General features: G+C 61.5%; 18 protein-coding genes. All 18 read right to left on the bottom strand.

Annotated elements, in window-relative coordinates; genetic code table 11:
- Positions 1 to 71: 71 nt before the first annotated feature.
- Entirely contained in the window at positions 72 to 686 is a 615-nt protein-coding gene (locus ACQ4WR_RS21345; protein ID WP_436489790.1) for a TetR/AcrR family transcriptional regulator, read from the bottom strand.
- Between the two features lie 240 nt (positions 687 to 926).
- Positions 927 to 1,706, bottom strand: a complete 780-nt coding sequence (locus ACQ4WR_RS21350; RefSeq protein ID WP_102296374.1) for an enoyl-CoA hydratase — start codon at positions 1,704 to 1,706, stop codon at positions 927 to 929.
- Positions 1,707 to 1,778: 72 nt separating this feature from the next.
- Positions 1,779 to 2,975, bottom strand: coding sequence for an acetyl-CoA C-acyltransferase (locus ACQ4WR_RS21355; RefSeq protein WP_034753391.1), 1,197 nt, complete (start codon positions 2,973 to 2,975; stop codon positions 1,779 to 1,781).
- A gap of 69 nt (positions 2,976 to 3,044) precedes the next feature.
- Positions 3,045 to 3,491: a PaaI family thioesterase gene (locus ACQ4WR_RS21360; protein WP_034753657.1), complete on the bottom strand. Its 447-nt coding sequence runs from the start codon at positions 3,489 to 3,491 to the stop codon at positions 3,045 to 3,047.
- A 62-nt stretch (positions 3,492 to 3,553) separates the two neighbouring features.
- Positions 3,554 to 5,953 carry a 3-hydroxyacyl-CoA dehydrogenase/enoyl-CoA hydratase family protein gene (locus tag ACQ4WR_RS21365; protein ID WP_034753388.1) on the bottom strand — a complete coding sequence of 800 codons (2,400 nt, stop codon included), beginning with the start codon at positions 5,951 to 5,953 and terminating at the stop codon, positions 3,554 to 3,556.
- Between the two features lie 14 nt (positions 5,954 to 5,967).
- On the bottom strand, positions 5,968 to 7,758 hold the full coding sequence (locus ACQ4WR_RS21370) for an acyl-CoA dehydrogenase C-terminal domain-containing protein (RefSeq protein ID WP_436489793.1): 1,791 nt from the start codon (positions 7,756 to 7,758) through the stop codon (positions 5,968 to 5,970).
- 79 nt (positions 7,759 to 7,837) lie between these two features.
- Entirely contained in the window at positions 7,838 to 8,440 is a 603-nt protein-coding gene (locus ACQ4WR_RS21375; RefSeq protein ID WP_102296378.1) for a TetR/AcrR family transcriptional regulator, read from the bottom strand.
- A gap of 281 nt (positions 8,441 to 8,721) precedes the next feature.
- On the bottom strand, positions 8,722 to 9,111 hold the full coding sequence (locus ACQ4WR_RS21380; RefSeq protein WP_436489795.1) for an RNA-binding S4 domain-containing protein: 390 nt from the start codon (positions 9,109 to 9,111) through the stop codon (positions 8,722 to 8,724).
- Positions 9,108 to 10,271 (bottom strand): cardiolipin synthase ClsB, encoded by a 1,164-nt coding sequence (gene clsB, locus ACQ4WR_RS21385; protein WP_102296381.1) that lies wholly within the window; start codon positions 10,269 to 10,271, stop codon positions 9,108 to 9,110. Before clsB ends, ACQ4WR_RS21380 begins: the two co-directional genes overlap by 4 nt.
- 9 nt (positions 10,272 to 10,280) lie before the next feature.
- The gene (locus tag ACQ4WR_RS21390; protein ID WP_102296383.1) at positions 10,281 to 11,102 is read right to left on the bottom strand and encodes an endonuclease/exonuclease/phosphatase family protein; all 822 of its coding nucleotides are present in this window, start codon (positions 11,100 to 11,102) and stop codon (positions 10,281 to 10,283) included.
- A gap of 85 nt (positions 11,103 to 11,187) precedes the next feature.
- Complete coding sequence (locus ACQ4WR_RS21395; RefSeq protein ID WP_102296384.1) at positions 11,188 to 11,481, bottom strand: hypothetical protein; 294 nt, start codon at positions 11,479 to 11,481, stop codon at positions 11,188 to 11,190.
- 21 nt (positions 11,482 to 11,502) lie between these two features.
- On the bottom strand, positions 11,503 to 11,967 hold the full coding sequence (nudB, locus tag ACQ4WR_RS21400) for a dihydroneopterin triphosphate diphosphatase (RefSeq protein WP_436489798.1): 465 nt from the start codon (positions 11,965 to 11,967) through the stop codon (positions 11,503 to 11,505).
- Between the two features lie 85 nt (positions 11,968 to 12,052).
- Complete coding sequence (gene aspS, locus ACQ4WR_RS21405) at positions 12,053 to 13,849, bottom strand: aspartate--tRNA ligase (RefSeq protein ID WP_436489925.1); 1,797 nt, start codon at positions 13,847 to 13,849, stop codon at positions 12,053 to 12,055.
- Between the two features lie 68 nt (positions 13,850 to 13,917).
- Positions 13,918 to 14,541: a DUF502 domain-containing protein gene (locus ACQ4WR_RS21410; RefSeq protein ID WP_102296390.1), complete on the bottom strand. Its 624-nt coding sequence runs from the start codon at positions 14,539 to 14,541 to the stop codon at positions 13,918 to 13,920.
- 40 nt (positions 14,542 to 14,581) lie between these two features.
- Entirely contained in the window at positions 14,582 to 14,890 is a 309-nt protein-coding gene (locus tag ACQ4WR_RS21415; protein WP_077398979.1) for an FmdB family zinc ribbon protein, read from the bottom strand.
- A gap of 90 nt (positions 14,891 to 14,980) precedes the next feature.
- The gene (locus tag ACQ4WR_RS21420) at positions 14,981 to 15,583 is read right to left on the bottom strand and encodes a methyltransferase (protein ID WP_436489801.1); all 603 of its coding nucleotides are present in this window, start codon (positions 15,581 to 15,583) and stop codon (positions 14,981 to 14,983) included.
- A gap of 18 nt (positions 15,584 to 15,601) precedes the next feature.
- The gene (gene ubiB / locus ACQ4WR_RS21425) at positions 15,602 to 17,173 is read right to left on the bottom strand and encodes a ubiquinone biosynthesis regulatory protein kinase UbiB (RefSeq protein WP_102296393.1); all 1,572 of its coding nucleotides are present in this window, start codon (positions 17,171 to 17,173) and stop codon (positions 15,602 to 15,604) included.
- On the bottom strand, positions 17,170 to 17,820 hold the full coding sequence (locus tag ACQ4WR_RS21430; RefSeq protein WP_436489803.1) for a ubiquinone biosynthesis accessory factor UbiJ: 651 nt from the start codon (positions 17,818 to 17,820) through the stop codon (positions 17,170 to 17,172). Before ACQ4WR_RS21430 ends, ubiB begins: the two co-directional genes overlap by 4 nt.
- Positions 17,821 to 17,921: the final 101 nt, after the last annotated feature.

Genomic DNA, 17,921 nt, shown 5'->3' on the forward strand with positions numbered 1-17,921 from the left:
GCCTTACATTACCTTGCCTTTCAGTAACCTGGCCGCTTCGGTAACTTGGCCGCTTTAGTAGCCGGCCTGCTTCAGTGCGTGGCAACCATATCCGCCGGCAGCTGCAACATGTCCAGGGTCGCCCGCCATGCCGTTTGCAGGGCGCTGGCGTCGCGCCGCAGCTTGGTCAGCATGGCCGCGCCCAGCCACAGCTGGTACAAGGTGGCTGCCATCTGCGCCGGATCGGCCACGGATGGCAGGGAATCGTCTACCCTGCCCCGCGCGATGGCCAGGGCCAGCCTGGCGATGATGCGGTGGGTGCCGTCGAGCAGCGCCACGCGCATCGGCTCCGACATGTCGGCCACTTCGCTGCTCAGCTTGACCACCAGGCAACGGCAGTCGCAACCGCTGCCGTCAAGGCTTTCGCTGGTCCAGCTGGCCCAATACGCCATCAGCGCCTGCGCCGCGTTCCGGCCCGGCAGGCCCAGCACGCCTTCCATTTCCGCCAGATAACCGGTGACGTAATCTTCCAGCATTGCCTCGCCAAACAATTCCTTGGACTTGAAGTAATGGTAGAACGAGCCCTTGGGCACGTCCGCGGCCGACAGGATCTCGTTCAGCCCCACGCCGGCAAAGCCTTTACGCGTGATGATGGCCTTGCCCTGGTCGATAATGTGCTGGCGCACGTCGGTGTATTCAGCTTTCATGCGAGGCATTGTAGCACAATTAGACCAGTCGTCTAGAATAAGTTGAGCCCAGAAGAAAATTCTGGGGTCAGACCCTCAAGGCCGCCAACTCAGAGGCTTGCGCTAACGGACGCGGGGGTCTGACCCCGGCAGTCGGATGTGTAACCTATGTCTCCCGACAAAGCGTTACCCATGTCTGCCGACAAAACACCCTGAGGGTCCGACCCCGGCTGTGCCGCATTTGGGTTCGCTTGCTGAAACCTAGGCAAACTTCTTGAAATCCGGCTTGCGCTTTTCAAAGAAGGCAGTAAACGCTTCTTTCGCCTCGGCGCCGCCCAGCATGGCGCTGAACAGTTTATTTTCGTCGGCGATGGCGGCCTTCATCGGTTCCATGCGGCTTTGCTTCATCAGGCGCTTGGTGGCGCGGATCGAGGCGGCTGGCAGGGCCACCAGCTTGGCGGCCTGGCCTTGCGCGAATGTCATCAGGTCGTACAGGGGCACGACCTTCGACACCAGGCCCATTTCCAGCGCTTCTTGCGCCGGGAACGACTCGCCCAGCATCAATTTTTCCGCCGCGCGCGGGTAGCCGGCCAGTTGCGTGAGCAGCAGGCTGGAGCCGAATTCCGGACACAGGCCCAGCTGCGTGAACGGCATCGAGAAGCTGGCGTTGTCGGCCGCGTAGACCAGGTCGCAGTGCATCAGCAAAGTGGTGCCGATGCCGATGGCCGGGCCGGAGACGGCGGCCACCACGGGCTTGCTGCTGCCGTACAGGGCGCGCATGAACTGGAACACGGGACGGTCATGGTCGAGCGAGCCGTCCTTCGGGCGCGCCGTTTTCATGAAGTCATCGAGGTCATTACCGGCCGTGAAAATCTCGCGCTTGCCGCAGATCAGGATGGCGCGCACTTCATCGTCCGTCTCGGCCGCCACCAGCGCATCGGCCAGGGTCTGGTACATGGCGCCCGTAATCGCATTCTTGCGTTCCAGGCGGTTGAATTCCAGGGTCAGGATGCCCTCACTCTTGCTGCACAAAATATCCATGTCGTCTCCAAAAAATAAAGGGCGCCGGAGTCATCCCACAGCGCCCTGTTTTACTGCTTTAGTCCGTCAAACTTAAACGCGTTCAAAGATTCCTGCTGCGCCCATGCCGGCGCCCACGCACATCGTGACCATGCCGTACTTCTGCTTGGTGCGCTGCAGTGCGTGAATGACGGTGGCGGCGCGGATGGCACCGGTGGCGCCCAGCGGGTGGCCCAGGGCGATCGCGCCGCCCATCGGGTTGACCTTCGATGGATCCAGGCCCAGGTCGCCGATGACGGCCAGGGCTTGCGCGGCAAATGCTTCGTTCAGCTCGATCCAGTCCAGCTGGTCTTGCGTGATGCCGGCGGCGGCGCATGCTGCCGGGATGGCGAATTTAGGGCCGATGCCCATGATTTCTGGCGGCACGCCGCGCACGGCGAACGAGGAGAATTTCGCCAGCGGGGTCAGGTTGTGCTCGCGCAGGATTTTTTCGCTGACGATCAAGAGCGCGCCGGCGCCATCGGACATCTGCGAGCTGTTGGCGGCCGTGACGGAACCCTTGGCGGCGAACACAGGCTTCAGCTTGGCCAGCGACTCCATCGACGAATCGGCGCGCGCGCCTTCGTCGGTGTCGACGGTGCGGCGCGTTACATCGACCTGGCCGGTGGCCAGGTTCGGCGTGCGCGTGATGATTTCCACGGGCGTCGTTTCCGCCTTGAAGAAACCGGCCTGCTGCGCGGCGATGGCGCGGCGGTGCGATTCAACGGAGAACGCGTCCTGCTGTTCGCGCGACACTTTCCATTGCTGCGCCACTTTTTCGGCCGTCAGGCCCATGCCGTAAGCCATGCCGATGTTCTCGTCGCTGAACATGTCCAGGTTCATCGATGGGTGGTGGCCCATCATCGGCACCATCGACATCGATTCGATGCCGCCGGCGATCATCACGTCGGCTTCGCCCACGCGGATGCGGTCGGCCGCCATGGCGATGGCCGTGATGCCCGAAGCGCAATAACGGTTGACGGTGACGCCGCCGACGGTTTTCGGCAAGCCGGCCAGCAGCACCGAGTTACGCGCGATGTTGAAGCCCTGCTCCGCTTCCGGGAACGAGCAGCCGATGATGGCGTCGGTGATCAGTGCCGGGTCCAGGCCAGGCGCTTGCGCCAGGGCCGATTGCAGCACGCGCACCAGCAGGTCGTCCGGACGGGTATTCTTGAACATGCCGCGCGGCGCCTTGCCGATCGGGGTGCGGGTTGCAGAGACGATGTAGGCGTCTTGAAGTTGTTTGCTCATTTTATGCTTTCAAAGATGTTGAACGAGGTTCGTGTTCTGTCGAATGTCCGGGACTGCTCAGGTAATCGCTTATCGCTTCTGCGACAAATACCAGTCCACCGTCACCTGTGCCGCCAGCGTGCCTTCGGCGTCGAAAATATCGACTGCCACGGGAAACGCCACCTTGCCATCCTGCGCCAGCTGCGCCTTCAAGGCAGCCAGGTCGCCCGGTACCCGGCCTTCGGCGCGCGTCGCGCCCCGGGCCACCTTCTGGTACTGGATGCGCGACTCCTTGGCCACCGGGCGCAAACCCAGTATCAGCTCGGCGAAGCCGCCAGCCATGGCCGCGCCGGAAGCCGTTTCGGCCAGGGTAAACAAGGCGCCCGCGTGCTGCGTGCCCAGGTGATTATTCAGTTTTGGATCTTCCGGCATCGACACCTTCGAGGTGCCGGCGCCGATGTCGTCGATGCTGATCCCCAGCAGCCGCACGAAGGGCAAGGTGTCCATCATCTGTTGTTTGATACGGTCATACACCATGCTTGGCCTCACGCGCAGCAATACTTTAAAAATAATGGACAGGATCGTCATCGACGTCAGGCTTAGTTGCGTACCGGCTTACCGGTTTGCATCATGCCCATGATCCGTTCCTGGGTTTTCGGATGGTTCAACAGCTCCAGGAATGCCTTGCGTTCCATATCCAGCAGCCACTGTTCGCTGACGAAGCTGCCCTGGTCCACGTCGCCGCCCGATACGATCTCGGCGATCATCTCGCCCAGCTTGAAATCGTGCGCCGAAATGAAGCCGCCGTCGCGCATGTTGACCAGCTGCGCCTTGATGGTGCCCCAGCCGTAACGGCCCGTGACCTGGATCAGCGAAGGGAGCGCTGGACGGAAGCCCGCGTCGAACATGGCGCGTGCTTCGACCTTGGCCACGTGCAGCAGCTCGTAGGCGTTGAATACGATGACGTCGTCTTCCTTCAGGTAGCCCATCTTCTTCGCTTCCAGCGCCGATTTCGACACGTTGGCGGTGGCTGCGTTGGTAAAGCCCGTTTTCAGGAATTGCAGGATGTCGTTACCCTTGGCTTCCTTGTAGGCGCGCTGCGCCGCTTCCTTCAAGCCGCCGCCGGCAGGAATCAGGCCGACGCCCACTTCCACCAGGCCGATGTACGACTCGATCGAGGCCACGCGCTTCGATGCATGCAGCGCCAGTTCGCAACCGCCGCCCAGTGCCAGGCCAGCGACCGCGGCGATCACCGGCACGTTCGCGTATTTCAGCGACATGAAGGTGTTCTGCAGTTCGGCGATGATCGGATCGACGGCTTTCACGCCGCCTTGCATGAACGCCGGCAGGGCCGATTGCAGGTCGGCGCCGGCCGAGAAGGCGCCGCCTTCGGCTGCATCGGCGTGCCAGATCACCAGGCCCTTGAAATTCTTTTCAGCTTCCGCCAATGCGAGTTTGAGTCCGTTAATCACGCCTTCGCCAATCACGTGCATCTTGGTCTTGAACGAGATGATCAGGACGTCGTCGCCCGTATGCCAGACGCGCACGGATTCGTCTTCGAAGACGGTGGTGCCGGCGGTCTTGCCGTCGATGGCGCCGCTGCCCAGGACGGGCGCGCGGAATGGCTGACGGTCATACACGGACAGGGTCGAGCGTGGCACGAAGCTGTTCGACACGGCGGAGTACGACCCTTCCGGCGTGTGCACGCCGCCTTTTTCGGCGACCGGGCCTTCGAAGACCCAGGCTGGCAGCGGTGCGTTGCACAGCGCGTGGCCGGCGTCGATGTCTTCCTTGACCCAGTTGGCCACTTGCAGCCAGTTCGATGCCTGCCACGTTTCAAACGGGCCGACGTTCCAGCCGAAGCCCCAGCGCATGGCGAAGTCGATGTCGCGCGCATTGTCAGCCACGGTGTCGAGGTGGATCGCGATGTAGTGGAAAGCGTCGCGGAAGATCGCCCACAGGAACTGGCCTTGCGGGTTCGTCGATTCGCGCAGCGCCTTCATCTTCTTGACCGGATCCTTTTCCTTCAGGATGCGGGCGATGATGTCGGCAGCCTTGGCGCCGCCAGCCACGTATTCACCGGTGGCGAAATCGAGGCGTTGAATTTCCTTGCCGACCTTCTTGTAGAAGCCCGCGCCGCTCTTCTGGCCCAGTGCGCCCTTTTCCACCAGCTTGGCCAGCACTTCCGGCGTCTTGTAGACGGCGGCGAACGGATCGTTCGGCAGGTAGTCCTGCATGGTCTTGATCACATGGCCCATGGTGTCCAGACCGACCACGTCCGCCGTGCGGAAGGTGCCCGACTTGGCGCGGCCCAGCTTGGCGCCCGTCAAATCATCGACGACGTCCACGGACAGGCCGAATTTTTCAGCTTCGTGCACGATGGCCAGGATGCCGAACACGCCCACGCGGTTGGCGATGAAGTTCGGCGTATCCTTGGCGCGGACCACGCCCTTGCCCAGGGTGGTGGTCAGGAAGCCTTCCAGCTGGTCGGAAATCTCCGGCTTGGTGAACTCGGTCGGGATGATCTCGACCAGGTGCATATAGCGCGGCGGGTTGAAGAAATGCACGCCGCAATAGCGCGATTTCAGGTCGGCATCGAAGCCTTCGGCCAGCTTGGTGATCGACAGGCCCGAGGTGTTCGAGGCGAAGATCGCGTTCGGGCCGATGTGCGGTGCGACCTTCTGGTACAGGTCGTGTTTCCAGTCCATGCGCTCGGCGATGGCTTCGATGATCAGGTCGCAACCGGCCAGCAGGTCCAGGTTGTCTTCGTAGTTGGCGACCTGGATCAGCGCGGCGTCGTCCTTGTTGCCCAGCGGGGCAGGCGACAGCTTTTTCAGGTTCTCGATGGCGCGCAGCACGATGCCATTCTTCGGGCCTTCCTTTGCCGGCAGATCGAACAGCACGACCGGCACTTTCGCGTTGATGCAGTGGGCGGCGATCTGCGCACCCATCACGCCGGCGCCGAGGACGGCTACTTTTTTAACGATGAAATTGGTCATATTTTCCTCAAGTCTTAGAACAGGTCTGCGTCGAGTGCCATCAGGTTGGCCGAACCGGAACGCGCCTGACGGATCAGGGTTGCCGTTTCAGGCTGCAAGCGGGCGAAGTAGAAACGTGCGGTAGCCAGTTTGGCGGTGTAGAAGGTGTCGCCGCTGGACTCTTTTTCGAGGGCGATCTTGGCCATCTGCGCGAACAGGTAGCTGTAGATCATGTGGCCGACGACGCGCAGGTAAGGCACGCATGCCGCGCCCACTTCGTCCGGATTCTGGAAGGCCTTCATGCCGATTTCCATGGTCAGCTTGGTGACTTTGTCGCCCAGGTCGCCCAGTGGCGTGACGAATTCGCTCATCGCTTCATCGGTGCCGTTGTCTTCGACAAACGCCTTGATCTTTTCGCCGAACTTGCGCAGCTTGGCGCCGTTGTCGCCGAGGATCTTGCGGCCCAGCAGATCGAGCGACTGGATCGTGTTCGTGCCTTCGTAGATCATGTTGATGCGCGCGTCGCGCACATACTGCTCCATGCCCCATTCCGCAATGTAGCCGTGGCCGCCGAACACTTGCATCGCGTCCGAGGTGGCGATCCAGGCGTTATCGGTGATGAAAGCCTTGATGACGGGCGTCAGCAGCGCCACTTCGTCGGCCGCTTCCTTGCGCACATCGGCGTCAGGGTGGTGCAGTTCGCGGTCGATCTGCAGCGCCACGTACGAAGTGAAAGCGCGCGCGCCTTCGGCGTAGGCTTTACCGGTCAGCAGCATGCGGCGCACGTCAGGGTGCACGATGATGCGGTCGGCCGGCAGTTCCGGGTTCTTGATGCCGGACAGCGAACGCATTTGCGTGCGGTCCTTGGCGTAGATCAGCGCGTTCTGGTAAGCGATTTCCGTCAGGCCCAGCGACTGCATGCCCACGCCCAGGCGGGCCGCGTTCATGAAGACGAACATGGCGTTGAGGCCCTTGTTCGGCTGGCCGATGATCCAGCCTTTCGCGCCGTCCAGGTTCATCTGGCAGGTCGAATTGCCGTGGATGCCCATTTTTTCTTCGATGGCGCCGCAGGTGATCGGGTTGCGCTCGCCTGGCGTGCCGTCCGCGTTCGGCAGGAATTTCGGCACCAGGAACAGCGAGATGCCTTTCGAGCCTTCCGGCGCGTCCGGCACGCGGGCCAGCACCAGGTGCAGGATGTTTTCCGCCATGTCGTGCTCGCCGGCCGAGATGAAGATCTTGTTGCCGGTGATGGTCCAGGAACCGTCCGCCTCAGGCAGCGCTTTCGAGCGCAGCAGGCCCAGGTCGGTGCCGCAGTGTGGTTCGGTCAGGCACATGGTGCCCGTCCATTCGCCCGACACCAGTTTCGGCAGGTAGACTTCTTTCTGGTGGTCGGTGCCGTGTTCCTTCAGGCACTCGTAGGCACCGTGCGACAGGCCTGGGTACATGGACCAGGCCTGGTTCGAGGAGTTCAGCATTTCATAGAACGAATTGTTCAGTACCACAGGCAAGCCCTGGCCGCCGTATTCCGGATCGCAAGCCAATGCCGCCCAGCCGCCTTCGACGTACTGCTTGTAGGCTTCCTTGAAGCCTTTCGGCGTGGTCACGTTTTTCGTGACGGGATCGTGGTGGCAGCCTTCGCGGTCGCCGGAGTGGTTCAGCGGGAATAGGACCTCGGAGGTGAATTTGCCGCCCTCTTCCAGCACCTGGTTGATGATCTCGGCGTCGACGTCGGCGTACGACGGCATTTGCTTCAGTTCTTCTTCCACTTGCAGGAATTCATGCAGGACGAATTGCATATCCCGGATTGGCGCGACGTATTGACCCATAATTTTCTCCTGAAGGCGATTAGCTAAAGTGTTGTACTTGTGAACTGCGTGTGCGTTGCTGCGGATACTGCCTGACGGCTTATTTGCTGGTAACTGAATTCTGGTACGACGCCAGCAGGCGGATGAAGCCCGCTTGCGCCCGTTCGATGCTGCCCGGCACGCGCAGGAAGCGTGCATCGTGATGCAGGGCCAGAATCAGGCCATACATCTCGTACACCAGCTGCTGGGCGTCCGTGTCCGCTTTCAGGTCGCCCGTGGCGATCGATTGCTCGACGCTGCGCAGCAGCGCGCCCTGCCAGGCCCGCACCATGGCCACCAGGGCCTCGCGGATGGGACCGGGACGGTCGTCATACTCGACGGCGCCGCTGATATAGATGCAGCCGGAAGCGATTTCCACGCTGACCCGCTTGACCCAGCGCGCGAACATCGATTGCAAACGCTGGATGCCGCGTGGTTCTTTCATGCTGGGGAAAAAGACTTCTTGCTCGAAACGATAGTGGTAGAGCTTGAGCACTTCCATCTGCAAGTCTTCGCGCGAACCAAAGTGGGCAAACACGCCCGACTTGCTCATGTTCATTTTGTCCGCAAGCAGCCCGATCGTCAGGCCTTCCAGGCCGTCGCGACTGGACAGGTCCAGCGCCACGTCGAGGATGGCTGCACGGGTCAGTTCGCCCTTGCGCATGAATTTGACTGAAGTATTCAAGAGGTCCGTTCTCAAAGTGAGGTTGCCGATCTGGCGGACTGGAGCGCGAGTAAAAAAAAGCACGCTCCGAAAAAATCCGAACGCTCGTACTATTATCCACTACCACGTAAAAGTCAAACGGGAACTTTAGAGCCGGTGTTCTATTGGTGCAGCGCAGCATTTCAGGGCCGCGTTTTTACCCGTGCTTTCAGGCCGGCAAATGCGGATGTTGTCCGCAACTTGCCCTAGGCTATGTCGGCTTGCGCCGCTGACGGCTTTCCTCAGTCGAGGTCGCCTGCCCTGCTCAATTGACGGCGGTCGCGCTTGGTCGGCCGCCCTTTGATGGTGCTGCCCGGCTCGCGGAACAGCTTGCGTTCCTCCGCCAGCTGTTCACGGCGGACAATGCTGGCCGGCGTTTCCGCGTACAGCAGGCGCGCCACGGGTGCGGCGCCGCGCTTGTCGGACAGGCCCAGCACGGCCACTTCCCACACCTCCGCGCCATTGTCGATGGCCAGCTCGTCGCCCACGCGCAGGCTGCGCGCCGGTTTCACGCGCTCGCCGCCCACTTTGACCTTTCCCGTATCGACGGCCTCGCTGGCCAGCGAGCGCGTCTTGAAGAAGCGCGCCGCCCACAGCCATTTGTCCAGCCTTACCGTTGTCATCTCGCTCATGCGTACTTGCCTACTGAAAAAATGCGCATTACCAGCCGGTACACGAGGAACGCGGCTTCATAGCCGATGCGCCGGAAGCGGCCGATGTGCTTGAAATCATCCTGGTGGATCACGATGCCGTCCGCCACGCCCTGCTCGATATGCTGGCGCAGGCTTTGCGCGAAGGCCACGTCCTTGATGACCACGTTGGCTTCCTGGTTCAGGAACAGGCTCAGCGCATCGATGTTGCTGGAGCCCACCGTCGCCCAGTCGTCGTCGACGACGGCCACCTTGGCGTGCAGCTGCGTCTTGCGGTATTCAACGATTTTCACCCCGGCGGCCAGCAGTTTTGGATAAAACGAATGCGCCACGGCATCCTGCATGCGGAACTCGCCCACGCCGATCAACAGCACCACGTCAACGCCCCGCTGGGCCGCCTGGGCCAGCGCGCGGCGCAGCTTGTGCCCGGGCGCGAAATACGGGTTGGCCAGCATCACGCTTTTGCGCGCCTGGCCCAGCGCCTGCAGGTAGGCGCGCTGGATGGTGCGGCGGTTGCGCAGGTTGTCGCGCACGACAAAGCCGGCCACCACGGGGTTCTTCGCCAGCTCCTTGCTGACGACGCGCATCTTGCGGTACAGCTTGATACGCCGCACGAGGTTCATTTTCCCCAACCGCGCCCACTGCGCCTGTACTTCCTCGTGGATGGCATCGACCAGCGGGCCCTGCACCTGCACGGCGAAGTCCCAGCGCGGCGCTTCCAGGCTGATGTTGTGGTCGTAGTCGCAAAACATGTCATCGTTGATATTGATGCCGCCCACCAGGGCGATCTCGCCATCGGCAACGCAGATCTTGCGGTGCGTGCGCGTAATGCCGCGCCGGAACCAGGGGTTGAAGATGCGGTGGTGCACGCCGGCCGCTTCCAGCTGCGCATGCATGGCGTTGACCCGGCGGTTGCCTGTGCCGAACCAGTCCGTGATCATGCAGACCAGCACGCCGCGCGCGGCCGCCCGCATCAAGGCGTCGAGCACCAGGGTGCCCGTGGCGTCGTCGGCGAAGATGTATGTCTCGAAATAGACTTCGGAACGCGCGCCGTCGATGGCAGCGATCAAGGCTGGAAAATAGTCGGTGCCGCAATACAGCAGCCGGATGTCGTTGTGGGCGATGAAATTGACTGTACGCATGCCGGCAGTCTACGCGAGTTTCAAGGCAGCAACTATCGGCGCGTGGTCCGACAATTTTGCCCACAAGGTGCCATGCATCACTTGCGCGCCTTCCACGTGGAAACCGCGCACATAGATGCGGTCCAGGCGGAACCACGGCAAGGCGGCGGGAAAGGTGCGCGCCGGCACGGGCGTGGGGGTCTTGCTCTGGCGCCGCGCCAGGGTGCGCACCAGGTCGCCCAGGGCCGAGTTCGACGCGCGCTGGTCGAATACCTCGACCACGCCCAGCGCATTGCGCAGCTTGTCGCTGAGCGTGTTGCGCCAGTCGTTGAAGTCGCCCGCAATGATGACGGGTTCGCCATCGGGCGCCGATTCCATCACGGCATCGATCAGCGCCTGCGTCTGGCGTCCCCGTCCCGACTCGAACAGGCCCAGGTGGACGACATAGCAATGCACGTCGGCCTGCGGCGTCTTGAGCACGCAATGCAGGATGCCGCGCTGCTCATAGGCGTGGTCGGAAACGTCGTGGTTGGTTTGCGAAGCGATGGGGAACTTGCTGAGCAAGGCGTTGCCATGGTGGCCATGGTCGTACACGGCATTCATGCCATACGCGGAATGGTGCTCGGCGCCGGCAAAGAATTCGTGCTGCGACGCTTCCGGCCAATGCTTGTGGCCGTTTTTCTCGGCGCCATAGCGGGCCGCATTGCGGTCGTGCTTGCCCTGCACCTCTTGCAAAAAAACAACATCAGCATTGAAGAGCGCAATCGCCTGCTTCAATGCGTGAACCCTGGGCAAGCCCCGCACGGAGGAAACGCCCTTGTGTATATTATAAGTTGCTACGCGGATTTTCATGCATTGATTCTACTCCCAGACGGGGTCCGCGCGGCGCCAGCGTAGGTGCGCGTGCGCACCTAAACCGACACAATCACGAACGCAATCAGGCCAGCATGCGGCCCACGCCCGCCGTCACGCTGACGATCAGAGCCGTGATGCCGGCGGCCCAGACGATTTTCACCAGCAGGGGGGCGCCGCGCCACGCCACAGTGCGCTTGCCCGGGGCAAACGCGCCCGGGTGCAGCAGCCAGCCGATGGCCATCAGCGGCATGCCGATCGGCGGCGTGCGGCCGGGCACGGTGGAACTGAACAGCAGGAAAATAAAGCACAGGCAAAAAACGATGCCGACGGTGCCCAGCAGTTTTTGCTGCGTGGTCAAATGAATCCAGTTCAACATGGAAGGCTTTCTTATCAGGGGTCAGGCAGGACGTGCCAGGCCTGTCATGGCCGGCAACTGCAAAATGGCTTCCGCGTTGGAAGAGGAAAAGCAACGGTCGGCGGCTGCCAGGTACGGCAGCCACGCGTATTGCAGATGTTCGCGCGGACTCAGGGTGATGGCAATGTCGCGCGGCACTTGCACGCTGAACACGTGTTCCGTGTTGCGCGTTACACCGGGCGCATAGCGGTGGCGCCAGATCGGGTAGATCTCGTACACGTTCGACAAGTTCCAGTCGCGCAGCACAATATCGCGCCCATCGGCAACGATGCCGGTTTCTTCAAGCAATTCGCGCGCGGCCGTCTGCAGCAGCGGTTCGTCGACGGCATCGACGGAGCCCGTCACCGACTGCCAGAAGCCGGGCTGGCCCGCGCGTTCGATGAGCAAGACGTCAAGGTCAGCCGTATGAATGACGACCAGCACGGAAACAGGAATTTTATGAGTCATATCAACAATGAAAAAGGCGCCACGACAGCGCCTTTTTTTTGCATAGCGGATCAAACAGCGGCCGCCAGGGCAGCCGCATGCTTCATTACACTACTTTTGGCTCGGCGCTGCGCAAACGGATGTGCAGTTCACGCAATTGCTTCTCGTCCACTTCCGACGGCGCATGCGTCAGCAAATCTTGCGCGCGCTGGGTTTTCGGGAAGGCGATCACGTCGCGGATCGATTCGGAACCCGTCATCATGGTCACGATACGGTCCAGGCCGAATGCCAGGCCGCCATGCGGTGGCGCGCCGTATTGCAGGGCGTCGAGCAGGAAGCCGAACTTCAGCTGCGCTTCTTCCGCATCGATCTTCAATGCACGGAAGACCTTGCTTTGCACTTCTTCGCGGTGGATACGGATCGAACCGCCGCCCAGTTCCCAGCCGTTCAGGACCATGTCGTAAGCCTTGGCGATGCAGGCGCCCGGATTGGTTTCCAGCATGTCTTCATGGCCGTCTTTCGGCGCCGTGAATGGATGGTGGGTTGCCGTCCAGCGGTCCGCTTCTTCGTCGTGCTCGAACATCGGGAAGTCGACCACCCACAATGGTTTCCATACGTCGTCGAAGAGGCCGGCTTTCTTGCCGAATTCGCTGTGGCCGATTTTCACGCGCAGCGCGCCAATGGCGTCGTTGACAACTTTCGCCTTGTCGGCGCCGAAGAAGATCAGGTCGCCGTCTTGCGCGCCCGTCTGCTCGAGGATCGTGGCCAGCACGTCGGCAGGCAGGAACTTGACGATCGGCGACTGCAGGCCTTCAGGGCCCTTGGCTTTCTCGTTGACCTTGATGTAGGCCAGGCCCTTGGCGCCGTAGATGGCGACGAACTGCGTGTAGGCGTCGATTTCCGAACGTGGCATGGAGCCGCCGCCTGGAATACGCAAGCCCACCACGCGGCCGTTCGGCATGTTGGCGGCGCCGTTGAAGACCTTGAATTCCACCGTTTTCATGACTTCGGTCAGGTCGGTGAAGGCCAGTTTGACGCGCATGTCCGGCTTGTCGGAACCGTACAGGCCCATCGCTTCGGCGAAGTCCATGACCGGGAACGGGTTCGGCAGGTCGATGTTCAGGGTGTTCTTGAAGACGACGCGGATCATGTCTTCGAACAGGTCACGGATTTCCTGTTCCGTCAGGAACGAGGTTTCGCAGTCGATCTGCGTGAATTCAGGCTGGCGGTCTGCGCGCAAGTCTTCGTCACGGAAACACTTGGTGATCTGATAGTAACGGTCGAAGTTGGCGACCATCAACAGTTGCTTGAACAACTGTGGCGATTGCGGCAGAGCGAAGAAGCTGCCCGCGTTGACGCGCGACGGCACCAGGTAATCGCGCGCGCCTTCTGGCGTCGACTTGGTCAGCATCGGCGTTTCGATGTCGATGAAGCCCAGGTTGTCGAGGTACTTGCGCACTTCCATCGTCACCTTGTAGCGCAGGCGCAGGTTGTTCTGCATTTGCGGGCGGCGCAGGTCCAGCACGCGGTGCGTCAGGCGCGTCGTTTCCGACAGGTTGTCGTCGTCCAGCTGGAACGGCACGGGCACGGAAGGGTTCAGCACTTCCAGTTCCGAGCAGACCACTTCGATCTTGCCCGACTTCAGGTTGTTGTTGACGGTGCCGTCGATACGGCTGGTCACGACGCCCGTCACGCGCAGGCAGAATTCATTGCGCACGGCTTCGGCGACCTTGAACATTTCCGCCTGTTCCGGGTTGCAGACGATTTGCACCAGGCCTTCACGGTCGCGCAAGTCAATGAAGATCAGGCTGCCGTGGTCGCGGCGGCGATGTACCCAGCCGCACAGGCTGACGGTTTGTCCCAGCATGGCTTCGGTGACGAGGCCGCAATATTCAGTACGCATAGACATAAAATTCTCAGTTCAGGTTAGTGAGTGTTCAATCCGGCCACGTCCCCGCGGGACGCCTGCCTTTATTCTTTGGCTGCCGGGGCCAGTACAGCGACAACTTCCGCAGGCGCCACCACGCCCATCGAGACGATGTACTTGAGCGCAGCATCGACGCTCATGTCCAGCTCGACCACATCGCTGCGCTTCATCATCAGGAAGAAGCCCGATGTCGGGTTGGGCGTCGTCGGCACGTACACGCTGACGTAGTCGCCCACCAGGTGGTTCGCCGCATCGCCGCCCGGCACGCCGGTCAGGAAAGCGATGGTCCAGGAATTCTGGTGCGGATACGGCACCAGCACTGCCTTGCGGAAAGCATTGCCCGACGAGGAAAACAAGGTATCCGAGACTTGCTTGACGCTCGAATACAGGGAATTGACGATGGGTATGCGATGCAGCAGCTTTTCCCACAGTTTCACCACATAATTGCCGACCAGGTTATTCGTCAGCAATCCCGTCAGGAACACGATGAGTATGGTCAGTATCGTGCCCAGGCCGGGAATGTCAAAGCCGAACAGCGAGTTCGGGCGGAAACGTTCCGGCACCAGCAGCAGCGACTGGTCCAGGGTGCCGATCACCAGATTGAGTACCCAGACGGTGATGGCCAGCGGTACTAAAATCAGTAATCCGGTAATAAAGTATTTACGCATCAGTTTCTCGGTAAGGGAATGGGTCGGCGCGGCGCGCGTTTCAGTCCGCTTTCGGCGCAGCGGCGGCCGGCGCAGGCGCGGGCGCAGCAGCGGGCGCGCTTTCGGCAGCGGGGGCTGGCTTGGCGTTGTCGGCCGGGCCCGTCGGAATGGCCGTGGTGGGTGCCGTGCCGCCGCGGAAATCGGTCGCGTACCAGCCGGTGCCCTTCAATTGGAAACCGGCGGCCGTCAATTGTTTCTTGAAACTGGGTTTGCCGCACGACAGGCACACCGTCAGTACTGGATCGGAGATCTTTTGCAAGACATCCTTGGCAAAACCACACTCGTCACAACGGTAAGCGTAAATCGGCATCTCTACTCCGAGAAAATCATCAAAAACCCTGAATTATAAAGCTTTTCCGCCGGCCCCAGCGGAAATCGCCCGGCCGCCGACCTTCCAGGCTCAGTCCGCCCGGCGGCGCCAGGCCATCCAGCGCTCCCTGTCCGCGAAAACGGGGATGGAATCATCCACAGCTTCATCGGCCAGGCACTCGAAATGCGGCGCCAGCAATTGCTGCAGCGTCTCACGCGACATTCCGAACGGCGGGCCCTTGGCATTGTCGTCAAAGAAAAAGTAGCCGACCAGCATGGCGCCTGGCGCCAGCAGCTGGGCCCAGCGCTGCGCCACTTGCGGCCACATGGCGCGTGGCATGGCGCACAGGAAAGCCCGCTCATAGATCAGGTCCAGCGGCGCGGCGGGCTGCCAGGCAAAGAAATCCGCTTGCACCACCCGCCCTGCCCGCTCGCCCAGCTGGACGCGGGCGGCCGCCACGGCGCCTGGCGAAAAGTCGATCGCCGTGGCATCCCAGCCATGATCAAGCATGAAGACCAGCTCATACGCAGAGCCGCAGCCGGGAATCAGGCAGCGCAAGGGCGCCGGGCTGTCGGCGACAAAGCGGCGCAGGCGCGCCGGCACGCCACCCTGGTCCCAGGGCGTGAATTGCTTTTCGAAACGCTCGTCCCAGAACGCGGGAGAGAGGGGATCGCGGGTCTGGAAGTCAGTCATCACTTACCTCCTCAGGCTTTAAAATGGCAGCTGATGCCAGCGCATATAGACTTGCAAACCCAGCGCGCCCAGCGCGAAGGCGCCCACGAAATACACGATAAAGCTCAGCAGGCGATTCGTCTGGCGTTGCTCTGCCAGCAATACCTTGAGCAGTTCCACATCGTTTTCACGCGGCTCGCCCTGCACCGTCAAGGCCTGGTGCAGCAAGCGCGGCAGTTGCGGGAAGATATGCGCATAGCGGGGCGCTTCGGCGCGCAGGCGCTCCATGAAGCCTTGCGGCCCCACCTGGTTGCTCATCCATTTTTCCAGGTAGGGCTTGGCCGTTTGCCACAGGTCCAGTTCCGGGTCCAGCTGGCGGCCCAGGCCTTCGATATTGAGCAGGGTCTTTTGCAGCAGCACCAGCTGTGGCTGCACTTCCACATTGAAGCGGCGCGAGGTCTGGAACAGGCGCAGCAGCACCTGGCCAAAGGAAATATCCTTCAGCGGACGGTCAAAGATCGGTTCGCAGCAGGCGCGCACGGCCGCTTCCAGCTCGTCGACGCGCGTGTCTTTCGGCGCCCAGCCCGACTCGATATGCGCCTCGGCCACGCGCTTGTAGTCGCGGCGGAAGAAGGCGAGGAAGTTTTGCGACAGGTAATCCTTGTCGTAATCGTTCAAGGTACCGACGATGCCGAAGTCCAGCGCGATATAGCGGCCAAACGATTCCGGCGCGATGGAGACGAGAATATTGCCAGGATGCATGTCCGCATGGAAAAAGCCGTCGCGGAACACTTGCGTGAAGAAAATCTCCACGCCATCGCTGGAGAGTTTGCGCAAATCCACGCCGGCAGCCACCAGGCGGTCGATCTGCGACACGGGAATGCCGACCATGCGTTCCATCACGATCACGCTGCTGGAGCAGTAATCCCAATACATTTCCGGCACCAGCAGCAAGTCCGAATTGGCGAAATTGCGGCGCAACTGGCTGGCATTGGCCGCTTCGCGCATCAGGTCCAGTTCGTCGTGCAGGTATTTGTCGAACTCGCCCACCACCTCTTTTGGCTTGAGGCGCTTGCTGTCAGCCCACAGGCGGCTGATCCAGCCGGCGGCGATGTGCATCAGCGCCACGTCTTCGTCGATCAGCTTTTTCATGCCTGGACGCAAGACCTTCACGGCCACTTCCTTGCCATCTTTCAAGGTTGCAAAGTGCACCTGGGCAATCGAGGCGGATGCCACGGGTTCGCGCTCGAAGCGGGCAAACAGCTGGTCCGGATGCGCGCCCAGCGACTTGGTGATTTGCGCGATGGCCAGGTCGGAATCGAAGGGCGGCACCCTGTCTTGCAGGCGCGCCAGTTCTTCGGCGATGTCGGGTGGCATCAGATCGCGGCGCGTCGACAGCACCTGGCCGAACTTGACGAAGATCGGCCCCAGCTCTTCCAGCGCCAGGCGCAGGCGCAAGCCCCGGGGCGAAGACAGGTTACGCCAGAAAATCAGGGTATCGATCAGCTTGGCCGTACGCGGTACTTGCAGGCCAGAAATTGCTATTTCATCCAGACCGTACTTGATGGAAACACGGATGATCTTAAACAGGCGCAGGAATTTCAATATCATGTAGACAAATCCGGTGAGGAGGACGGCGGCTGGACGGCGGCGGCCGCCTTTTCCAGCCTGGCAAGGCGCTTGGCAAGGCGTTCGACATCATCGCGCATGCGCGTCACGCCAGCCGAATACTCGTGCAAAGTGGTGGGACGGATCAGCATGGGCTGTTCGTCAAGAAAGTACTCGGCCACGTTTTCCGCCAGCTTTTGCTGGCTCGTGCGCACAAAGGCGGCCGCGTCCCTGGCACCGGCAACCAGACGCGTGGCCAGGATGGGGCCGACGACCTTTTCCAGGTCGTGCTCGGCGTCCCAGCGCAAGCCCTTGCTCAATTGCGAAATGGCATTGGCAAATTCGGCATCGCCTTCGATCTTGACGTAGGAAAACGCCCGCTCGCGGTTTTGCAGGATCAGCGGCACGTCCGACAATTTCACGCGGATGGTCACGTTAGCCGGCACGTCCGCCGGCCCCGTACGGGGAGCCGCTTCCAGCATGCCGGTGCTGTCGACGCGCATGCGCAGGGCCACGGCGCCCGTGTCGATGCACGCCAGCTTGCCCGCGTGCAGCGCCAATTGCTGGCGTGCCCACGGCTCCTGCGCCAGCAGGTGGTTGATGGTCGCGATGACGGGCGTCATGGGCGAAATATCGGGGAGTGGTGCCATAGTATGCAACGCGCCGCGCGCGCCCTCAAAAAGAAAAAACCGCCCGTAAAACAACGTGGGCGGTTTCGATCTTACCAGTTCGGCAGGAAAATTCCCTCAAG

The sequence above is a fragment of the Janthinobacterium amylolyticum genome, assembly GCF_051380655.1.
Lineage (GTDB): Bacteria > Pseudomonadota > Gammaproteobacteria > Burkholderiales > Burkholderiaceae_D > Janthinobacterium.